The organism is Veillonellales bacterium, assembly GCA_039680175.1.
Taxonomy (GTDB): domain Bacteria; phylum Bacillota; class Negativicutes; order JAAYSF01; family JAAYSF01; genus JBDKTO01.
The window spans coordinates 31,045-51,437 of sequence record JBDKTO010000091.1 but is presented as its reverse complement, the minus strand read 5'-3'; the positions used below and the strand labels follow the sequence as shown (position 1 = coordinate 51,437).

Here is a 20,393-nt window from a genome sequence, read left to right as displayed (position 1 = left end):
ATGGATTTATATATATCATTTTACGCTAAGATATATTTTGCGTAGTAATATTTATTGCAGATATGATTGACAGAAAAAGATGATATTGCTATTATAACAGTATAAAATATCAGCAATGAGAACAAAGATGTTCCGGCGTAGCTTCGCAGAACATCTGTTTTTATTGGCATTTTGCCATTAATGGATATTTACGGCAGGTATTATCAGATAAGTTGGTATCGTTATAAATGGAATGGAGAGAATTTATCATGGAATATACTGCGGTTTTTCAGCCAGCAGGCTGCCGGGGAACGGTTTCCGAAAATCAAACTGTACTTGATGCCGCCAGAAAGCTGGGAGCTGAGATTGAAACACCCTGCGGCGGAGCTCAAATGTGCGGCAAATGCAAAGTTAAAATTGAAGCAGGCTTTTTTGGTAGCTGCGGCATTACTTCCGGTATGGCACATTTGTCACCGGTAAGTGAGCGGGAAAAAAAGCTGCTGACGCCGGAGGAACTGGCCGCTCATTATCGCTTGGCATGCTGTGCGACAATTCAGGGAGATATTGCAGTGTATGTCCCGGAACAAAGCAGAGCTGCCCGGCAGATTATTCTGGAAAATGGACAAAAGAAAGTTTTTAAGATCAATCCGGCTGTAAGAAAATATGAAGTGGAACTGGACAGGCCAACGCTGGAAGATTACCGTGATGATGCTGATCGTCTCAAAGCGGGTTTGCCGAACCGGTTATTTCAGAGAGGTAAAGACATAAATATTGATTATAGTGTTTTGAAGGTTCTGCCTGATATTTTGCGGCAAAATAAATGGAAAGTGAATGTTACGATATGGAAGGATTCAGAAATTATTGCCGTAGAGCCGCAAGACTGTGACAAAGCATATGGGATTGCCATGGATATCGGCACAACCACGCTTGCGGCATATTTATGTGATCTGGCCACAGGGGAAGTCCTGTCCCAGGACTCTTTGATGAACAGTCAGGTCCGCTATGGCGATGATGTCATATCGCGGATTACTTATTGCATGCTGAATGACGACGGCCTTGAAAAGCTGAATCAATTAATTATTGACGATATTAACACGCTTGTTAAAAGACTGACCAAGACGGCCGGTATTACGCCGCAGCATGTATTTGAAATCGTTCTGGTTTTTAACACGGTCATGCATCACATCGCCCTGAATTTAAATCCGATAAGCATTGGGACTGTGCCGTTTGTTTCAGTTATCAGGCAATCTCTTACGATTAAGGCACGGGAATTGGGCATCGGAATTGCCCAAGCCGGCTATATTCATTGCCTGCCGATTGAGGCGGGGTTTGTTGGCGCTGATAATGTTGCGGTGCTGATAGCGGAAGAGCCGTATAAGCAGGAACAAATGGTGCTTGTTATTGATATCGGGACGAACGGCGAGATCAATTTGGGCAATCGAAACGGTGTTTTGGCTGCTTCCTGCGCTACCGGTCCGGCGCTGGAGGGGGCGCAGATCAAGTATGGCATGCGGGCGGCAGCTGGAGCGATCGAAGGGGTAATCATTGATGCTGCCACCGGGGAGCCGGAGATAAAAATTATTGGCGGATATGTCTCCGGTGAACCGGCGCGGGCGAAAGGCATCTGCGGCTCAGGCATTATTGACGCTGTTGCGGAAATGTTTAAAGCCGGCATTTTGTATCCGGACGGTAAGTTTAATAAAAAAGTCAAGTCCGCTAGAGTCCGGCAGGGAGCGGACGGAAAGTTTGAATATGTACTGGCTTGGGCGGGTGAAACAGCAATTGGACAGGATATAACGATAAACCAGAAGGATGTGCGTGCCGTTCAGCTGGCAAAAGCCGCCCTGTATGCCGGGGCAAAGCTTTTAATGCGGAAGAAAGGCATAGAGAATGTCGACAGAGTAATTTTAGCCGGCGCTTTTGGCAGCTATATCAATAAGGAAAATGCCATGGTGATAGGCATGTTCCCTGACTGTGAATTGGAAAATGTAATTGCTGTGGGAAATGCCGCCGGCGAGGGAGCGAAAGTAGCGCTTATGGATGTTGATAAACGGGTTGAAGCTGAAGCAGCAGCCAAGACGGTGCATTTTATTGAAACGGCAACCGAGCCTGATTTTCAAAAGGAATTTTATACGGCAATGTCGTTTCCCCATGCTGTCGATCCTTTTCCCCATGTTCAGCATATATTGGATCAAATTCCTGATTTAACAGATTAGCAGGGATTTGCAGGAGAGGTTGATGGTATGCCAAGAGTAGCTGTCAAAATTGAGTTAACAGCGAAGGAAAGAGAAGAATTAGAAAAGAATGTAAAGGGCCAAAAAGTTGAAAAAAGGCTTTATATCCGCTCGCAGATTATTCTGTTAGCGGCAGAGAACAGGGAATGTACGGAAATTGCTAAAATACTTCATGTAACGGAAAAAACTTGCCGCAAATGGAGGAACCGGTTTGCCGAACAGCGATTGGCCGGCATCGCGGATTTGGAACGAAGCGGCGCTCCGGATATTTTTACAGAGGAAGAGCGCCGGAAAATTATTCAGCTGGCCTGCAAACAGCCGGAAGAGCCAAAAAATTGGACGCTGGCCTATATAACGGAGCTTGCCAAGGGAAAAATAGGACATTCCATTTCCATTGAAACAGTACGACAAATATTAAGGTCGGCTGATAGAAAGACAGTCCTTGGTTCTTCCGGTAGTCAAAAGTTATATGTTAAGTCTTCCCAATCAAAAAATAAATAATTGATTATAAAAGTATGTATTTATTTGATAAAATTGGATTGACGCGGTATCTTTTATTGAAATATCATATAAAATATTCTAAAAAAGTATTGCATAGCAAACGTAAAGGTGCTATAATACATTTCATATAAAACAAATAAATAGTTACCGTTATAATATGCTTAAATGAGTGATTAAATAAGCAAAGATGCTTATCTGGGTTATATCTATGGATACAACCTGGATAAGCATCTTTTATTAAATAAAGAAGATTAGTTTGAGGAGGCACGGTATGAGCCAGCAAACAGTCTTGAAAAAACTGCAGAAATCAGTGGAAAAGATGGAAACCAAATTAGCTAAAAAGGCAGCTCAGGAGGCTGTCGAAATGCAGATTTCTCCGGTTGTTGCCATTGAAAAGGGATTGGCAAAAGGGATGAAGACGATCAGCGACCGCTTCGATGAAGGAGAAGTATTTGTTCCCCATTTGCTGGTGGCTGCCGATGCCTTTGAAACTGCTGTTAATGTTCTGACCGAATCAATGTCAAGAGAGGACAAAGAGAGAACGGTATTGGGAAAGATTCTTATCCATACGGTAAAAGGCGATATTCACGATATTGGCAAAAATATTGCGTTGACAATGCTGTCTGCCAATGGTTTTAAAGTATTTGATTTAGGACGCGATGTTCCGGCAGAAGAAGTGGTGGAAAAAGCAAAAGAACTGAAAGTAGATATTATTGTCGGTGCCGCTCTCATGACGACTACGCTGCCGTCGCAAAAGGATATTATTAACTTATTAAACGAAGAAGGAATTCGTGAACAGTTTAAAGTCATATTTGGCGGTTCACCGGTATCGGCTGATTGGGTTAAAAAAATTGGCGCCGATGGATATGCGGACAGCGCAACGGAGGTGGTTGCTTTGGCAAAAACACTGATAGCTGCTAAAAACAGGAATGCCAATCTAATGCAGATGTCAAAGGGCGATATCAAACGGAGGAGGTGAGACGGTGGAGCTGAACCGGTTGGGAATCATGGAAAGACTAAAGATTCAAGTGACGATAGTAAAGTAAGGGAGGTGAGAACAGTGGGCTTAAGTCAGCAAGAGATATTGAATAAATTGAAAACTTCTATTGAAGAAACTGATGTCGACATGGCGGAAGAGGCGGCAAAAGAGGCTTTGTCCGCCAATATGGATCCTTTGTTTGCAATCAGCAATGGATTGTCGGCCGGGATGCAGACGCTGAGTGACCTTTTCGATGAAGGCGAGGTGTTTGTACCTCAGCTAGTACTCGCATCGGAAGCCTTTGATGCAGCCGTTGCGATATTGAAGCAGGCAATTTCTGCCGAGGATATGGGCAAGGTGTCCAAAGGCAAGATTCTGTTGATGACTGTACAGGGAGATATTCATGATATTGGCAAAAACATAGTCAAAACCATGTTGTCCGCCAGTGGTTTTGAAGTGATTGACCTGGGCAGGGATGTCGATACAGAGGAAGTAATCAGCAAGGCGAAAGAACATAACGTGGACATTATAGCCGGAGCGGCCTTGATGACGACAACGATGCCGGCGCAGCGGGATATCATTACTTTATTGAAGGAAGAAGGAATCCGCGATAAATTCAAATGCATGTTCGGCGGTGCGCCGGTATCGCCGGAATGGATAGAAAAAATCGGTGCCGATGCCTATGCCGAGACCGCATCGGAAGCAGTGGAAAAAGCAAACGCTTTAATAGCGGAATTACGGGGGTGAAAATATGGCAATTCCACAGACGTTAACCGTTTTTGAGGTGTATGAAAGAGCCAAAAGCGGACCTAAGGTGGATGAAAAAGACTGGGATTTTAAAATAATCCCGCAAACGGCCAGCCGTTTAAAGAAAAAATATGGCATAAAGATGGACAAAAAGCAAATGATTCCGACTGACACGGGAATGATTAGCAATTTGTTCCAGGCAGGCTTGGAAATGTTGCTGGAATGCGGTGTGTACTGTATTGATACCAATCGCGTGATTAAGTATACGAAAGATGAAGTACTGTCCGCCCTGGAAGCAGCACCGACATCGGTGGTTTATGGCGAAGGAAAGAATGCGGTTACACTGGCTTGCCGCAGTTATACCGATAAAAAGCCGCCGATCATTCAAGGCGGGCCTACAGGAGCTCCCTGCTCTGAAGATCAGTTCCTGGCCATTCATCAGTCTTACGCCCAGGAAAGACAAGTCGATACCATTGTTGACGGTGTTCTTCAGACCATCAAAGGGTATGATCCCGTACCGGGAAGCCCCTGGGAGATTGCCGCAGTTAAATCAGAAGCGATTATGGTAAGAGCTGCCCAGGACAGAGCCGGCCGCACCGGCATGGGCCTCTAGGGGAATGAAACTTCACTTTCACCGGCAGGAGTAATCGCAGCTGATTTTCCTGGCGGAATGAGGCCATCTGACAGCCATGAAGTATCCCAGTTGAATGAGTTGAAAATTGATGTAGGTGCATTGGTTTTCACTGCTCATTATGCATTAGCTGGCAATATTATCATGTGCGAACAGATGCCTATTTACGGAGGCTATGCAGGCGGTTTGGAGGAAACGACAATCGTTGACGTCGCCACCACACTGAATGCCTTTGTAATGACTCAGGCTACCTGGCATTTGGACGGTCCGGTTCATGTGCGCTGGGGCATTACTACAGCCAGAGAGGCTCTGGCTGTAGCAGGCCACTGCGCCATGGCAATTGAGGCCAATACTCATTTAATGCTGGGCAATCAGTACTATACACTGGCAGGCCCCTGCACAGTGATGTGTCTGCTGGAAACAGCAGCTCAGGCCATCACCGATACAGCCAGCGGCCGGGAAATTCTTTCCGGCGTGGCGGCCAGCAAAGGCGTAGCGACTAACTATACGACAGGTATGGAAGCCAGAATGATGGCGGAGGCCGCTAAAGCTGTAGCCGGTATGGAAACGGAAAAAGTGAATGAAATACTGGATAAGTTGATTGCGTTGTATGAAAAAAATTACAAAACCGCTCCCCAAGGGAAACCGTTCCAGGAGTGCTATGATGTGGTAAAACTTGTTCCGACTCAGGAATACCTGGATGTCTATGACGAAGCAGTAAAAATTTTGACCGGATTGGGTCTGGATTACTGGGCTAAGAAATAATAGGTTGTTATCATTCCCCCTGCAGGTAATTATATATTTCGGTGGTTGTAATCTGCCTTCAGGGGGAATAGAAATAATTTTTACGGAGAGTGGATCGAAGAGATCGCATGGACTCTAAATTCGTGCAGCCGGGTGCGACTCCCGGACTCTCCGCCATAATAAAAATTGTATTTGTAAAACAGAATAAGTTTACTTGAATAGTTAGGAAGATAACTCCTATTATAAGAGATTTCGTCAAAGAAAGCAGGTTTATTCAGTTTTACAAAATCAGTGGGTTGCCACATTGACAGCTGCTTGAAACAGGAAAGGTAAGGAGTTGCCGTTATGGATAACAAAGCCGGATTTAAATGTGGGGGGATCAACTCGGAAGAAATACCGGAATCCATTATACATTCGACCGGTATTAGTTTTTATAAAGCCCATACGGACAGACGGGCGATGGCGGCGGTTGCCGTCCAAAAGAAAGAACTGGATAAGGACAGCATCTGCAGGGTTCCGTTTTGTGTCACAGTAGAAGCGGAAGCGCTGGGGGCGAAGGTGGTTGTTGGCAACGACAGCACTGGGCCAAGGTTTACGGGAGGTTATACGTTTACCAGCATTGAACAATTGGCAGAGATACCAGAAATGGATTTGACGAAAGGCAGAATTCATGAAGTTCTGCAAAGTATCCGTCTGCTGCGGGACGAAGGCCATATTGTGGCGCTGAATGCGGAAGGACCGTTAACAATACTGGGAATGCTGCTGGACAGTATGGTGCTTTACAGAGGAATCAGTAAGCAGAAGCAGATGGTTAAGCAGGTACTGCAACTGGTGGAAGACCGTATTGTCAAGTATATAGAAGCCGGCATTGAACATGGTGCCCAGATCATATCTTATGCCGATCCCAGCGGAGTCAGTGAAATTGTCGGTCCGAAACTTTACCGGGAATTGAGCGGGAAAAGTACCTGCAATATTTTAAAACGCCTGGAAGAAAAACTGGACGGAGCCATTATTCATTTATGCGGCAAAACATCTCTTTCCATGAAAGAAGCCGGGCTTTGTACGGTGAAGCGGCTGGAATTTGCGGAAAGCCTGACATACGGCGAAGCGATCTGCCGGTTTTTGAATAATGATAACGTCAAAATACTGGGTCACAATTGTATGAAAATTACACCGCTGCTGATGCATACACCGGTGGTTTGGCAAATTGAGCTGCTATAGCCGATAGGGGGAAGATAGAATGTCGTTTTCTTGGACGGAAGTACAGAAAAAAAGATTGAGTGAATTGAATTCGACTGAAATACAAAAAAATAACGCTTTTTCTACGGAAAAAGAACGGGATGAGGCATTTAAAAAAGAAGAAATACGGATGGCAATGATTGGTAAGAAACGGTTGAATCATCTTTGTCATGAAAAAAAACGTCCGGCATTATGCCAAATGGAAACGAGACTGGTTAAAGCGTTAACCGATAACGGCTTTGTTCAGGTGACCACACCGATTATTCTTGCGAAAAGCATGCTGGCAAAGATGACGATTGATGAAGAGCATGCCCTTTTTTCTCAAGTGTTTTGGCTGGATGAAAAAAAATGTCTGCGGCCGATGCTGGCGCCTAATTTATATTATATCCTGAAAGATTTGCTGCGCATCTGGGAAAAACCAGTCAGTATTTTTGAAATTGGTTCCTGTTTTCGTAAGGAATCTCAGGGGAATCATCATTTAAATGAATTTACTATGCTGAATCTGGTTGAATGGGGATTGCCGGAAGAAAACCGGCAGGCAAGAATTGAGCAGCTGGCGGCAATTGTGATGCAGGCGGCGGAGATTGACGGCTATAGTTTGGAGAAAACCTCTTCCGTAGTTTATGGGGATACCATTGATGTCGTGCAGGGAGAGCTTGAACTGGGATCAGGGGCTTTTGGACCCCATTTTCTTGACGGAAACTGGGGCATGTTTGGTCCCTGGGTAGGAATCGGCTTTGGGTTGGAACGCCTTGCCATGGTTAAGGAAGGCGGACAAAATGTACGCAGCATGGGGAAAAGCCTTTCTTATTTAGACGGAGTGCGGCTAAATATCTAATGATCATTATTGCAACCCTGCGTACCTGGTTGATACTCGATGAGCGAGGAGAATCAATATGATGAATGTTAACAAGATAATGGATAAAGCGTTGTGTCGTATTTCATTAACAGACAAAGAAGTGCTGTATTTATTGCAGCTTACTGATCCGCTGCAGCGGGAAAAGCTGTTTTTAACTGCCAGAATGCTGCGCCAAAGCTGCTTTGCGAATCAGGTATTCCTTTATGGTTTTGTATATTTCTCAACTTATTGCCGGAATGACTGTACTTTTTGCTATTATCGCCGGTCGAACACCGGATGTGCGCGTTATCGGAAAACACCCCGGGAAATTATCGATATCGCCTGTGCGCTGGCCGAGTCCGGTGTGAATTTAATCGATTTAACGATGGGGGAAGATCCCCATTATCTTTCCCAGCATCAGGCAGGATATGACAAATTAATTGAAGTCGTTGCTTTAGTAAAGCAGGCGACAAAGTTGCCGGTTATGATATCGCCGGGAGTGGTTCCCAGAAACGTGCTGCAGGAATTAAAAAATGCGGGAGCCAGCTGGTACGCCTGCTATCAGGAAACCCACAATCGTCAGTTATATGAAACATTGCGTGTGCAGCAGAGTTATGACGAACGCTGGGCCATTAAAGTTTATGCCAAGACGATCGGGATGCTGGTTGAGGAAGGATTGCTGGTTGGCGTAGGCGATTGCGGCGAAGATGCCGTTCATTCCCTAAGGGAAATGAACAAGCTTGGAGCCGAGCAGATTCGAACCATGAGTTTTGTGCCGCAAAAAGGAACGCCTTTATACAGCAGGACAGCAACCAATAATATGGATGAAATAAATCTCATTGCCGTGATGCGGCTGCTGTTCCCGGATAAGCTGATACCGGCATCTCTGGATGTTGAAGGTGTTCAGGGACTGAAAGAACGGCTGAATGCCGGTGCCAACGTCGTTACGTCTATCATTCCGCCGGAAGCGGGGCTGGTTGGGGTTTCTCAAAGTACTTTGGATATTTCCGAAGGAAACCGGACAGTAAAAGGAGTTTTACCGATTTTGCGGGACTGCGGCCTGACGCCGGCTGCCACTGCCGAGTATGTGAGCTGGCTGGAAAGGAAGCAGGGACAGGCCGCGAAGGGGGAAGCTGTGTGCGAGTAGCGGTATTTGGCGGGAAACTGCAAGGTGTTGAAGCGGCTTATCTTGCCGGAAAGGCCGGCTGGCATGTCGTGCTTGTCGACAAAAATCCGGCTGCTCCGGCTGTCGGTTTGTGCGATGAGTTTTACCGGTTCGATCTTACGGAGAAAAATAAATTACGGGAATTGCTGGGAACCGTAGATTTTGTAGTCCCGGCGCTGGAAAAAAAGGACGTGCTGGATACGATTTATGAATGCGCCTGTGCAGCCGGCGTAAAAGTTGTTTATGATCCCCAAGCGTATTTGCTTTCCTCTTCCAAGCTGGAATCCGATAAGCTGTTTGCCGAACTGGAAATTCCCGCGCCCAAGCCGTGGCCGCTGTGCAGTTTTCCGGTTACCGTTAAACCGTCCGGCGCCAGCGGCAGCGAAAACGTCTGTCAGGTTGGCAGTCAAAGGGAACTGGATACGTTAACGGCTCAATTGACTGACAAGGATAACTGGGTGATACAGGAATTTTTAACCGGACCTTCCTATTCAATTGAGGTTGCTGGCTGCAGCGGGGACTATCGCACATTTCAGGTTACGGAACTGGCAATGGATGAAGGATATGATTGTAAACGTGTCTTGTCGCCATCCCTGCTGCCGGAAGATAAAATAAAACAATTTGCCGAATGTGCCTTGACGATAGCCCGTAAGCTGAATTTAAACGGGATCATGGATGTGGAAGTGATTTTGCATGATGACAAGCTTAAGGTATTGGAAATTGATGCCAGGCTGCCGAGCCAAACACTTACCGCAGTATACAAGTCTACGGGCGTGAATGTGCTGGGAGTGCTGTGGTCGGGTTTTGACAGGGAGAATGAGCAAACCTATTTTACTGCAGCACCGGCCAGAGGAGTTATCTATGAACATATCAAAGTCGGCGGCGGACGAATTAAAGTGTGCGGTGAGCATATTATGGGGAATGTCGGTCCGCTGCATTTATTTAAGGATTTTTTCGGGGCGGATGAAGCCATTTCCAATTACAGTGAAAACACAGCAGAGTGGGTGGCTACTCTCATCATAACCGGTGAAACCCGCCGGGAAGCCTGGCAGTACCGGGAAAAGGTGATTGGTGCCATTATGGATCATTGCGGCATTCAGGAATATTGAGATATGACTCCGTCGCTGCTGCCTGAGAGTCAAGCGTTTTAAAAGAAATCAAATGCGGTAAGACCGGGAGGTAAGGCTATGACAAGACTGCTGGAAGAAGATATGCATGGTGTCGGCGAAAAATTAGCCCGGTATGATCAGCAGCTGCAGCGTATGACCGGCAGCGGACTGGCGGGTATCGCCGCTTATTCCGTCGACAGACAGCCGGAAGATTTTTTGCCGCTGCGTGATAAACTGACAATCGGAGTTGTTCCTGTTTCCAGCGGGCAAGGCATTATTACCGGCTTTTCGCAAACAGTACAACAGATTATTGGGTTCTTAGGATTTTCAGCTTTTGTTACAAAGCAAAAAGATGTTGGCGGACTGGCCGAGGCTGTTAGTAATGGGGCTCAGGTTATCTTTCTGGCTGATGACGATTGTTTTGCAGCGTTTCATCTTGCCGGGGGAAAAGTTGTTGACAATGGGGAAGCGACCGGCCGGGGATACGCAGCGGCACTGGCTTTAATGGCAGGTGGCTTAGAAGGAAAAAGAACACTGGTTCTGGGGGCCGGACCGGTGGGGGCAGGCGCGGCATCATTTCTGCTGCAGCAAGGAGCAAATGTTTCCGTTTATGATATTGATAGCATAAAAACGGAACGTTTGCGGCAATTGATGCCGGCGGTGAAAGCGGTGAACGAATTGGACAGAGCGTTAGCGGCTTGCCGGCTGGTGATTGAAGCAACTCCGGCGGCGGATACCATTAAGAAAAAATATCTTGTGCCGGATATGAGGATAGCTGCACCGGGAATACCTGTCGGTATTAATGAACAGTGCCAGCAGCTAATTTCCGGCAGGTTTATCCATGATGTTCTGGAAATTGGTGTGGCAAGTATGTTGTATGCTGTGTTATCGGATGAATGCTGAGGGGGTTGGCAGGATGGCTGTAAAAAAAGGAATCGGTTTGGCAATGGAAAGCCCGGATGCGGTCAATAAAAAAAAGAAATATTATCGTAAAAATGTTGGTTTTTTTAAACTGGTGGAAAAAATCAAACTGTGGCCTTCCCGTTCCGGAACGCTCCATGGCATAAAATCAATTAAAATTACCGGAAATGCTGCCGAGATTACGACTCATTGCGGCGAAACCTTTGTTGCCTGGAATTCACGCAACAGCCGAGCGGCTCGATGGCTGCGCAATAAATGGTGCGTAAGTGCCTGTAAGCATTGTAAAATACCGGCCTGGAAAATTGAAAAATACAGTACTACGATGATGACTCAAAAATGGGGATCCAGTTTGTAGCATTTAGACTGATATATAGAGAGAATTCAAGAAGGGAGAGTGTCAATTTACATCGCGATGTATGTTGTTTGACTGTAAGGTATTTCCTTAAAAGTATTAATTATTTGCGGGGGTATGAACAATGAATGGCAAAGAGAGAGTTTTAAAAACATTGAGCTTTGAACCGGTTGACAGGACTCCCTGGGTTCCTTATGCCGGTGTCCAGACCGCTAATTTAATCGGGATTGATGCCGAAGAATATTTGAAGAGTGCCGACAATATTGTCAAAGGGATTACGAAAGCTTACGAAATGTACAAACCGGACGGTTTACCGGTTGTGTTTGATGTACAAATGGAAGCGGAAGCAATCGGCTGCGAATTAAAATGGGCGAAGAATAATCCGCCGGCAGTATCAAAACATGTTTTGGAAACAAAAGAGCTTTCTGAACTGAAGCTGCCGACGGAAAAAGACGGTAGATATCCCATCGCTCTGGAAGCAGCCAGGAAATTATCGGCTGCTCTTGGCAACAAGATTGCTCTGTATGCTCTCATTTGCGGCCCCTTTACCCTGGCACTCCATTTGCGGGGGATCAAAATTTTTTCCGAGATGATGCGGAAGCCGGAAAAAGTCGATGAACTGTTGACGTTTTGTACTCAGGTTGGTAAGGATTTAGCCGAAATGTATGCGAAAACCGGTGTGGATGTTATCGCCGTTGTCGATCCGATGACATCCCAAATTTCCCCGAAGCATTTCGAACGGTTTGTGAAATCGTATACTGCGGATTTGAACCGCTATATAAAATCATTGGGCTTAAAAGCAACCAGCTTTTGCTGCGGCGATGCGACAAAAAATATTGAATTGATGTGCCAGACGGAAACCGATGGAATTGCTTTTGATGAAAATGTAGATCTGGTTTATGCAAAAGATATTGCAACGAAATATAAAGTATCTTTTGGTGGCAATTTGCCGTTGACGACAGTCATGCTGTTCGGTTCACCTTTGGAAAATGTGGACGAAGCCCGCCGGGAAGTTGAGATCGGCAAGGGTGCCGGTTTTATTCTATCGCCTGGCTGCGATATTCCTTATAACACGCCAATTAATAATCTGGTTGCCATTTCCAACTATATTAATGGCGAGTTCGCGTCTCTGGATATGATGGAATCCGATCAGCAATTACACGAAGAAACCGGCGATGAACCGGAGTTTGAAGATGTGGAAGTTAAACCGGGCGAGGTTTTTATTGAAATTGTAACGCTGGATTCGGAAGGCTGTCCGCCTTGCCAATATATGTGTGAATCGGTAAAAAATATTCTTCCCGGCTACGAGGGTAAAATCACCTGGCGTGAATCTTTGGTGAAAACCCGGGCCGGAATCAAACGGATGGCGAAACTGGGTGTGAAAAACCTGCCGGCAATGCTGATTAATAATGAAGTGGTATTTGATAATATTATTCCCTCGGAAAAAGAACTGATTGCAGAAATTGAAAAACGAATTTAGTTGGTATGGCGCAGTGAAGGAGACGATAGCCTGGACTTTTTCCGGGCTATCCTCGTTTCTTGCTGACGTATAAAAAATGACCGGGAGGAATCATGATGGGCAATAAAGGGATAAAGCTTTATTTATTGACAGGGTTTTTGGGAGCCGGGAAGACTACTTTTTTGAAACGGCTCATTGATCATCTGGCGGAACATAAAATCGGCATTTTAATGAATGAGTTTGGTCAGATCAGTGTTGACGGGCCATTATTGCAACAAAATGACGTGGATGTCGTAGAGATTAACAATGGATCGGTTTTCTGCAGCTGTTTGAAAGGAGCGTTCATTGATGCTTTAATTGCATATTCCGAGTTGCCGATTGAATATTTGTTTGTGGAAAGTTCAGGCATGGCTGATCCTTCCAATATTGAACAAATCTTGCATAGCGTCATCGGCAAGGTGAAAGGCAGGGAATATGATTATCAGGGTTCGATTTGCCTGGTCGACAGCGTTCATTTTTTAGACCAGGTAGATGTTTTGGCGGCCATTGAACGGCAAATCGCTGCCAGTAATTTGATTTTAATTAACAAAGTTGATTTGACCGCTGCAGCCGGGCTGCGGGCAGTGAAAGAAAAAATAGCGGCTATCAATCCGGCTGCCGAACAGGTGGAAGCCAGCTACTGTAATATCTCTTTTGATTTTTTGCAGCGTAATTTGAAAAAAATTGCGATTAAAGGCAGTGGGGAATGCTGCAATACGCCGCTGAACCGGCCTGCGGCGCATGTTGTCAGGACAGACGGAATTTTCCCCCGGGAAAAATTCGAAGATTTTTTGCTGGTGCTGGTTCCCTGGGCCATTCGGATGAAAGGCTTTTTCCATTTGGAGGACGGCTGGAAGCAGATTGATGTGGTAGGCAGCCAAATCGATATTAAGATTGCCGCTATACCCCGGTCGGTATCCGAATTGGTTATTATTACGGATAAAGGACTGCCGGCGTTAACTGAAATTTATTCCAATTGGGATAAACGGTTTTCGGTGGAAATGTCGGTCAGCTGACAAAAGCCAATTCGCTGGTATCACCGGCTTGTGGCGAAACTGAATTTTTATGATCATTTTGCCAAAATAATAAAAATCACATTCGCACTTCTATTTTAATTTCCGTTTATGGACTTCGTCTGCTAAGTGTATAAGTACAGTAATGGAATGAGGCTGGGAGATGATAAAAAATGACACAGGTTTCTGAGTTGATTCAACGTGCCAGTGAAAATATCTTCAATGGCCAGATTTTGGATCGGGAATCGATTATTGCTTTGCTGGAGATTGATCCCGAATCTTCGGCGGCGGAAAAGCTGGGACAAGCCGCCCGGGAGGCTGCGTCCGTGGTGACCAAAGATGCAGGCAGAGTGTGGTCCTCTATCGGCGTCGATTTTGCTCCCTGTCCGGTCAATTGCAGTTTTTGCTCTTTTGGCGAAGAATGGGGCGTGATCAGGGAAAGATGCGAGTGGGAAGTGGAAGAAATTATTCAAGTGGCCGGCAGGTTTTTACATGGCGGAGCAAAATGGATTACTCTTCGTACTACGGAATACTACAGCCGCGATAGGCTGGCCGGCCTGGCAAAAGAACTGCGGGCCGCCGTACCGGGGAATTATGGCATTGTGGCCAATACCGGCGAACTGACGGCTGAGACTGCGAAGCTGCTTCTGGAGAGCGGGATTCAAATTATCTATCACAGTCTGCGCCTCAGAGAAGGGACGGACACCGGCATTCCGGTCAAAGAACGTCTGGAAACTCTGGCTGCCGTTCAGGCTTCGCCGCTGGATCTGGCATTTTTAGTGGAACCGGTAGGCTGTGAGCATCGCAGCGATGAGCTGGCCGATGTGCTTCTGACCGCTATGAAATATGGTGCCCGGCTTACCGGGGCTATGGCCCGGGTGCCTGTTCCCGGGACGCCGCTCGGCAATATTCCGGCAGTTCCGGAGCGCCGGCTGGCGCAAATCGCCGCGGTGACAAGATTGGCCGCCGGTTTTAACGCACCGGATATCTGCATTCATCCGGCGTCACAACTGGCGTTGGAATGGGGTGCAAATGTAGTGGTTGTGGAAACGGGGGCAATTCCCCGGGATACCAGCAACTTGCAGCAGGAATGGACCCAATTTAAAGTAGCAACGGCTGCCGATTGGTTTAAGCAGGCCGGTTATCAGTTAGACAGGGGGATTTGACGTGCTGAAGAAACGGATGCTGCGCAGACTGACAGGCTGGATTGTGCTGATGCTTTTTCTGATGACTGTTTTGTTGGTGGCAGGCTGCGGCAGGCAGCCGGACAAAAGCGATACATCCGGGGGAAAAGAAATACGGCTTGGCATTGTGCCGCTGCCGCATTATGCCCATATGTGGATCGCCTATAAAAAAGGATTTATTGACGAAGAATTGAAAAAAATTGGGTTTACGTTGAAATGGCAGCCTTTTGGCTTAGGACCGATGGTGAGCGAGGCCTTTGCCGCCGGTCATTTGGATATGGGAGTTATGGGCGATTTTCCGGCTTTCATCGGTCGTTCCGCCGGAACGAATTACCGGATTGCCTCCATCGCTTCGGCAGCGCCGAAAGCTTTGGCATTGGTTGTGAAAAAAGATTCTTCCATTACTACAGCAGCCGATCTGAAAGGGAAAAAAGTAGCGACAACGAAGGCTGCTTACGGTCAAAAATTGTTGACTTTGCTTGTGGAAAAGGAGGGTATGACCATGCAGGATATTCAGTTTGTGAATATGACAATGTCTGATTTATCTACTGCATTAGTCCGCGGCGACGTGGATGCAGGAGTCATGTGGGATCCTTTGCTTACCCGTATGGAAGAAACTGGTGAAATTCGTGTTATTGCCGATGGGACCGGTATTTATGAAGGTTATGCGGTTGTGATGGCGGACGAAGCGATGCTGAGTCATCATCCGGAAGCGGTGGATGCCGTGCTGACAGCATTTCAGCGGGGGAAAGAGTACCTTCAGCAGCATCCGGATGAAAGTATTCAATTATTGCTGGAAGACATGAAAATACCGCAAACCCAATTGGCTGCAATCGTCAATAAATTTAATTATGACGATACGATTACCGGCCAATTTGTCGCGGATATGAAAGACACCGAAAAATTTATGGAAAGCAACGGCCTGCTTAAAACCGGAGTGGATGTTGACAGCTTTATCTTTAAAAAGTAATGCTTGCGGTAAGCATGGTAGGGAGGAAATAGCAAAATGGCGCAAATTGCCGGGGAACGGACAGCTGCTGTAAAAAACAAAGGATTGACTTTGCCGGAAAACTGGAAAAAATTTCTATTACCCTGTGTTGTAGTCGCTTTCTGGCAGGGAATTACCGTCAGCGGCATGGTAAAACCGATTTTATTGCCGTCGCCCTGCCAGGTGCTGACTGCTGTTGGGGTTATGTTGAACAGCGGCGAGCTTGTCGTCCATTTGGGAACTAGTATAGTGAGAGTGTTAGAGGGCTTTTTTTTCGCCGCTGTTTTGGGAGTGGGGCTGGGTATGGCCCTCGGCCTTTCCCCTTTTTTGTTTGACGTGATGGATGGCATGATTCAGTTTCTCCGTCCTATTCCTCCCATCGCCTGGCTGCCCTTATCCATTCTCTGGTTCGGCATTGAGGAAGGGTCTAAGATTTTTATTATTATCATGGGGTCCTTTTTTCCGATTTTCATCAATGTTCTGGACGGAATCCGGCATACGGATTACCGGTTTGTCGAGCTGGCGAAAGTACTGGAAGTTCCCCGGGGTAAATTTATCGCCAAAGTTATTCTGCCCGGCTCGCTGCCGTTTATTATCGCCGGACTTCGCATCGGTCTCGGGTATGCCTGGATGTGTGTACTGGCGGCGGAACTGTCTGCCGGAATGAAGGGGATCGGCTATATGCTGACCGATGCCCGGGCTTTGGCGCAAACTGATCGGGTGCTGGTGGGCATGCTGGCGATCGGCGTGGTTGGCAAGGCAATGGACAGTATTCTGCGGGCAGCGGAACGGAAAATGATTCGCTGGAAGGAGTGCTTTACCGGCGTATGAGTGAACAAAAATATTTGGTTATCAGCCATCTTTCTAAGGCTTACCGAAATCAGGATCGCCGATTCACGGTTCTGGATGATCTTTCCCTCAGTGTGTCACAATATGAGTTCGTAAGCATTATCGGTGCCAGTGGTTGCGGCAAAAGCACGCTGTTGCGGATTATCAGCGGACTGGATACCGACTATCAGGGAACGGTTGCGCTGGCCGGGAGAAAAATTACCGGCGCCGGTCTTGAGCGGGGGATCGTATTTCAGGAGCACCGGCTGCTTCCCTGGCTGACCGTCGAGGAGAACATGGAGTTTGCTCTGCAGACGGGAACGCCGGCAGAAAAGGCGGAACGGATTGCCGGCCAGCTTCAGATGGTGGGATTGACCGGCTTCGAGACAGCGTATCCCGCACAATTGTCGGGCGGAATGGCGCAGAGGGTCGCCATTGCCAGGGCTTTGGTCAACCGGCCCGAACTTTTACTTCTGGATGAACCGTTTGGTGCGCTGGATGCTCTGACCCGCTTAAAATTGCAGCAGGAATTTCTGAAGATTTGGGAAAAAGAAAAAATGACGATTATTTTGGTTACTCATGACATTGAAGAAGCCGTTTATTTGGGAACCCGGGTAGTGGTTCTGTCGTCTCATCCCGGACGAGTAAAAAAGGAGATTTTAGTGGATATTCCCCGTCCCCGGCAGCGTTCTGCTGCCGTTTTTCAACGGATCAGGCAGGAAATTTACCGGGAGTTTCAGTAAAAAATAACTCGGAGGCGGTTCGTGGATGGAAACGATAAAAAAATGTCCTTGTATGGGAATCAATCTTGATAAATTGATTCAGCCTGCCGCTTTAATGATTTTAGCGAAAGAAAATTTTCATGGGTATATCCTCGTACAAAAATTGCAGGAAACATGTATACTGCAGGGGAAAAAGCCTGACCCTTCCGGCGTATACCGCTGTTTGCGCCTTTTGGAGCAGCGGGGGTTGGTGACCGCCGCCTGGGATGTATCGGATCCGGGGCCGGCCAAAAAGCTGTATAGAATCACGGCAGCGGGAATGGAATGCCTGGGAAACTGGGCTAATACGCTGGAAAAATATCAGCGTTCCCTGGGGCTGTTTTTGACTTCGGTCAAAAGTGCAATCCGGTTCAAGTACAGCTAGGGTGAAGAACAAACGCGAGCAAGCGGAGGGATTCCGGATGAATTCAAAATTGATCGTTCGTCAAGCACTGCCGGCTGACATTGATTCTCTGGTAGAGCTGCTTCAATTATTGTTTGCAATCGAGACGGATTTTTCTGTTGATAGGGAAAGACAACGCTGCGGACTGGAAATGATGCTTCAGGCAGAAAAGTTCCGCTGTGTGCTGGCTGCCGAGATAAACCGGAAAGTAGTGGGCATGTGTTCGGCCCAATTGCTGGTTTCCACCGCCGAGGGAGGTTTTAAAGCAATGATTGAAGATGTTGTTGTTGCCGAAGAATATCGCGGGCGGGGAATCGGCGCACAGCTTTTAAAATCAATTGCCCAATGGGCGGCAAAACAGGGGGCAACCCGGTTGGATTTGCTTGCCGACAGGGGCAATGGTCCTGCGTTGGCGTTTTATAAAAAGCTCAACTGGACTTTTACGGAATTAATCTGCTTGCAGAAGAAATAAAAACTAAGTTAATGTGAATGTTGTGACTCCGGTACAGTTTATTCCCCCAAAAAAGCCTGAAAGAGGATATTTCGAAAAGCTCCTTCAAAGTGCGCATATGCATTTAGAAGGAGCTTTTTTCATCATTTTTTCAGTATTCACTCTTATACTTATTAAAAAAGATTACCAGTTATCAAGAAAAGTGACGATGTAACAAAATTCATCCAGAATATGTCGGAATACTTATTCCATAAGTATGAGGGAGGCACAATGGGAACAAAGAATGCTTTATCTTTACTATTAGTTTTATGTGTGGCAGGTTTTATTTCATTCTTCTATTTGGGACAGCTTCCTCTCCTGGACCCCGATGAGCCTGTATATGCGGAGACAGCCCGGGAAATGATCCAATTCAACGATTACATTTCGCCGAGAATTTATAACGATTTTTGGTATGATAAACCGCCGATGTACTATTGGCTGGTTGCCGGTGCATTTAAACTGTTCGGCGCCGGTGAATTTGGCGCCAGATTTCCATCGGCCCTATTAGGCGTTTCCGGAACAGTGCTGATTTATCTTGTGGGCCGGGGGTTGTTTGGCAATCGTGCCGGAATGCTGGCTGCTTTAGTGCTAACGACAAGCTTGGAATATTTTTATTTGTCCAAAGCAGCGGTTACTGATATCACGTTAACTTTTTTCATGGCGGTATCATTGCTGGCATTTCTAAAAAAACGGTACTATTTGTTTTACGGCTGTGCCGCATTAGCCGTGTTAACTAAAGGCCCCATCGGGATTGTTTTTCCGGGAATTATTATCTTCATATACCTCATGGCGACCCGCAGGCTGGCGGAAGTAAAGAAGATGAAGCTTTTTTCGGGCACTCTGCTGTTTTTGGCAGTTGCCCTCCCCTGGTATGCAATTATGTATCAATACCACGGCTGGGATTTTATCAGCACGTTTTTAGGGTTTCATAATGTTACCCGCTTCCTACAGCCTGAGCATCCATCAGGAATGTTATGGTACTATTATATTCCGGTGCTGTTTCTTGGCTTTTTCCCCTGGTCCGTGTTTATGGTTCAGGCCTTATATCGTGCAATCACACGAAGCTGCGAATCAAATCGGCCTGCTTTGTTGTTTTTAAGCATTTGGGCCGGAGTGGTTTTTCTCTTCTTTTCGGTATCGCAAACAAAACTAATTTCTTATATTCTGCCGATGTATCCTCCTTTAGCTTTAATTACAGGCTGGTATATTGATAAAATTTGGTCGGAAAAGAATCAAAAATCTTTTCTGCTTTCAGCAAAGATTCTAACATTGCTGGTGATTTTACTGGAAGGAACATTACTGTATACGGCCAAAGAGAGCGCTTTCTCTATGCGGACCGGCATACGATTGACAAGTATTACTTTTCTAGTCATGCTGATAACGGTTTGGGGAATGAATCTCAAAGGGAAATATCAAAATGCCATAATAGCCAAGGTAGCTGGCATGATATTGTTTTCTGTTGTCTTAATGACTAATTTATTTCCGGCAGCGGCAGCCAGCTTCTCTGTACGTGAATTTAGCGGTCAGTTTATGGAACAGTATAATGAAGGACAGGCTCCCGTATATATAACTAAATTTTATCATCCTGGGTTTATGTTCTACACTAATGTTCCCGGTACGGAACTTAATAATATCAGTCAACTTAAAGATGCACTGCAGTATAACCAAAATGCATATTACGTTATCAGAAAGACAGAATATGATCAATTGGCTCCGGCAGATAAAACTAAATTAGTAATTGTTAACGAACAGGAAGACAAGCTATTGCTGCTTCAGCCATGAATTTCCG

19 protein-coding genes and 1 pseudogene are annotated in these 20,393 nt (G+C 46.3%); all 20 read left to right on the top strand.

The features are described from left to right. Positions 1 to 248: 248 nt before the first annotated feature. The 20 genes and pseudogenes from ABFC84_15585 to ABFC84_15490 all read left to right on the top strand — a co-directional run bounded on the left by ABFC84_15585 (position 249) and on the right by ABFC84_15490 (position 20,386). A complete protein-coding gene (locus ABFC84_15585) occupies positions 249 to 2,195 on the top strand; it encodes an ASKHA domain-containing protein (GenBank protein MEN6414160.1) in 1,947 nt (648 codons plus the stop codon). A gap of 27 nt (positions 2,196 to 2,222) precedes the next feature. Beyond that, the gene (locus tag ABFC84_15580; GenBank protein ID MEN6414159.1) at positions 2,223 to 2,714 is read left to right on the top strand and encodes a helix-turn-helix domain-containing protein; all 492 of its coding nucleotides are present in this window, start codon (positions 2,223 to 2,225) and stop codon (positions 2,712 to 2,714) included. Positions 2,715 to 2,985: 271 nt separating this feature from the next. Further along, on the top strand, positions 2,986 to 3,693 hold the full coding sequence (locus ABFC84_15575) for a corrinoid protein (protein ID MEN6414158.1): 708 nt from the start codon (positions 2,986 to 2,988) through the stop codon (positions 3,691 to 3,693). A gap of 81 nt (positions 3,694 to 3,774) precedes the next feature. Next, on the top strand, positions 3,775 to 4,440 hold the full coding sequence (locus ABFC84_15570; GenBank protein MEN6414157.1) for a corrinoid protein: 666 nt from the start codon (positions 3,775 to 3,777) through the stop codon (positions 4,438 to 4,440). A 4-nt stretch (positions 4,441 to 4,444) separates the two neighbouring features. After that, positions 4,445 to 5,836: pseudogene (locus tag ABFC84_15565) on the top strand (monomethylamine:corrinoid methyltransferase). A gap of 324 nt (positions 5,837 to 6,160) precedes the next feature. Continuing rightward, positions 6,161 to 7,036 carry a uroporphyrinogen decarboxylase family protein gene (locus ABFC84_15560; protein ID MEN6414156.1) on the top strand — a complete coding sequence of 292 codons (876 nt, stop codon included), beginning with the start codon at positions 6,161 to 6,163 and terminating at the stop codon, positions 7,034 to 7,036. A 19-nt stretch (positions 7,037 to 7,055) separates the two neighbouring features. Further along, entirely contained in the window at positions 7,056 to 7,892 is an 837-nt protein-coding gene (pylSc, locus tag ABFC84_15555; GenBank protein MEN6414155.1) for a pyrrolysine--tRNA(Pyl) ligase large subunit, read from the top strand. A 58-nt stretch (positions 7,893 to 7,950) separates the two neighbouring features. Continuing rightward, positions 7,951 to 9,039, top strand: a complete 1,089-nt coding sequence (gene pylB / locus ABFC84_15550; GenBank protein ID MEN6414154.1) for a methylornithine synthase PylB — start codon at positions 7,951 to 7,953, stop codon at positions 9,037 to 9,039. Next, positions 9,030 to 10,166 (top strand): 3-methylornithine--L-lysine ligase PylC, encoded by a 1,137-nt coding sequence (gene pylC / locus ABFC84_15545; GenBank protein MEN6414153.1) that lies wholly within the window; start codon positions 9,030 to 9,032, stop codon positions 10,164 to 10,166. Before pylB ends, pylC begins: the two co-directional genes overlap by 10 nt. A 78-nt stretch (positions 10,167 to 10,244) precedes the next feature. Then, entirely contained in the window at positions 10,245 to 11,069 is an 825-nt protein-coding gene (gene pylD, locus ABFC84_15540; GenBank protein MEN6414152.1) for a 3-methylornithyl-N6-L-lysine dehydrogenase PylD, read from the top strand. Between the two features lie 13 nt (positions 11,070 to 11,082). Next, positions 11,083 to 11,442: a pyrrolysine--tRNA(Pyl) ligase small subunit gene (gene pylSn, locus ABFC84_15535; GenBank protein ID MEN6414151.1), complete on the top strand. Its 360-nt coding sequence runs from the start codon at positions 11,083 to 11,085 to the stop codon at positions 11,440 to 11,442. Between the two features lie 121 nt (positions 11,443 to 11,563). Continuing rightward, positions 11,564 to 12,919, top strand: coding sequence for a uroporphyrinogen decarboxylase family protein (locus ABFC84_15530; protein MEN6414150.1), 1,356 nt, complete (start codon positions 11,564 to 11,566; stop codon positions 12,917 to 12,919). 92 nt (positions 12,920 to 13,011) lie between these two features. Beyond that, positions 13,012 to 13,953: a CobW family GTP-binding protein gene (locus ABFC84_15525; protein MEN6414149.1), complete on the top strand. Its 942-nt coding sequence runs from the start codon at positions 13,012 to 13,014 to the stop codon at positions 13,951 to 13,953. A 170-nt stretch (positions 13,954 to 14,123) separates the two neighbouring features. After that, positions 14,124 to 15,116, top strand: a complete 993-nt coding sequence (locus ABFC84_15520; protein MEN6414148.1) for a hypothetical protein — start codon at positions 14,124 to 14,126, stop codon at positions 15,114 to 15,116. 1 nt (position 15,117) lies between these two features. Then, the gene (locus tag ABFC84_15515) at positions 15,118 to 16,104 is read left to right on the top strand and encodes an aliphatic sulfonate ABC transporter substrate-binding protein (protein MEN6414147.1); all 987 of its coding nucleotides are present in this window, start codon (positions 15,118 to 15,120) and stop codon (positions 16,102 to 16,104) included. Positions 16,105 to 16,140: 36 nt separating this feature from the next. Further along, the gene (locus ABFC84_15510; protein MEN6414146.1) at positions 16,141 to 16,953 is read left to right on the top strand and encodes an ABC transporter permease; all 813 of its coding nucleotides are present in this window, start codon (positions 16,141 to 16,143) and stop codon (positions 16,951 to 16,953) included. Then, the gene (locus ABFC84_15505) at positions 16,950 to 17,693 is read left to right on the top strand and encodes an ABC transporter ATP-binding protein (protein ID MEN6414145.1); all 744 of its coding nucleotides are present in this window, start codon (positions 16,950 to 16,952) and stop codon (positions 17,691 to 17,693) included. Before ABFC84_15510 ends, ABFC84_15505 begins: the two co-directional genes overlap by 4 nt. Before the next feature lie 25 nt (positions 17,694 to 17,718). Continuing rightward, entirely contained in the window at positions 17,719 to 18,096 is a 378-nt protein-coding gene (locus ABFC84_15500) for a helix-turn-helix transcriptional regulator (protein MEN6414144.1), read from the top strand. A gap of 37 nt (positions 18,097 to 18,133) precedes the next feature. Beyond that, on the top strand, positions 18,134 to 18,586 hold the full coding sequence (locus ABFC84_15495) for a GNAT family N-acetyltransferase (GenBank protein ID MEN6414143.1): 453 nt from the start codon (positions 18,134 to 18,136) through the stop codon (positions 18,584 to 18,586). A 249-nt stretch (positions 18,587 to 18,835) separates the two neighbouring features. Continuing rightward, positions 18,836 to 20,386 carry a glycosyltransferase family 39 protein gene (locus tag ABFC84_15490; GenBank protein ID MEN6414142.1) on the top strand — a complete coding sequence of 517 codons (1,551 nt, stop codon included), beginning with the start codon at positions 18,836 to 18,838 and terminating at the stop codon, positions 20,384 to 20,386. The last annotated feature ends 7 nt before the right edge of the window (positions 20,387 to 20,393 follow it).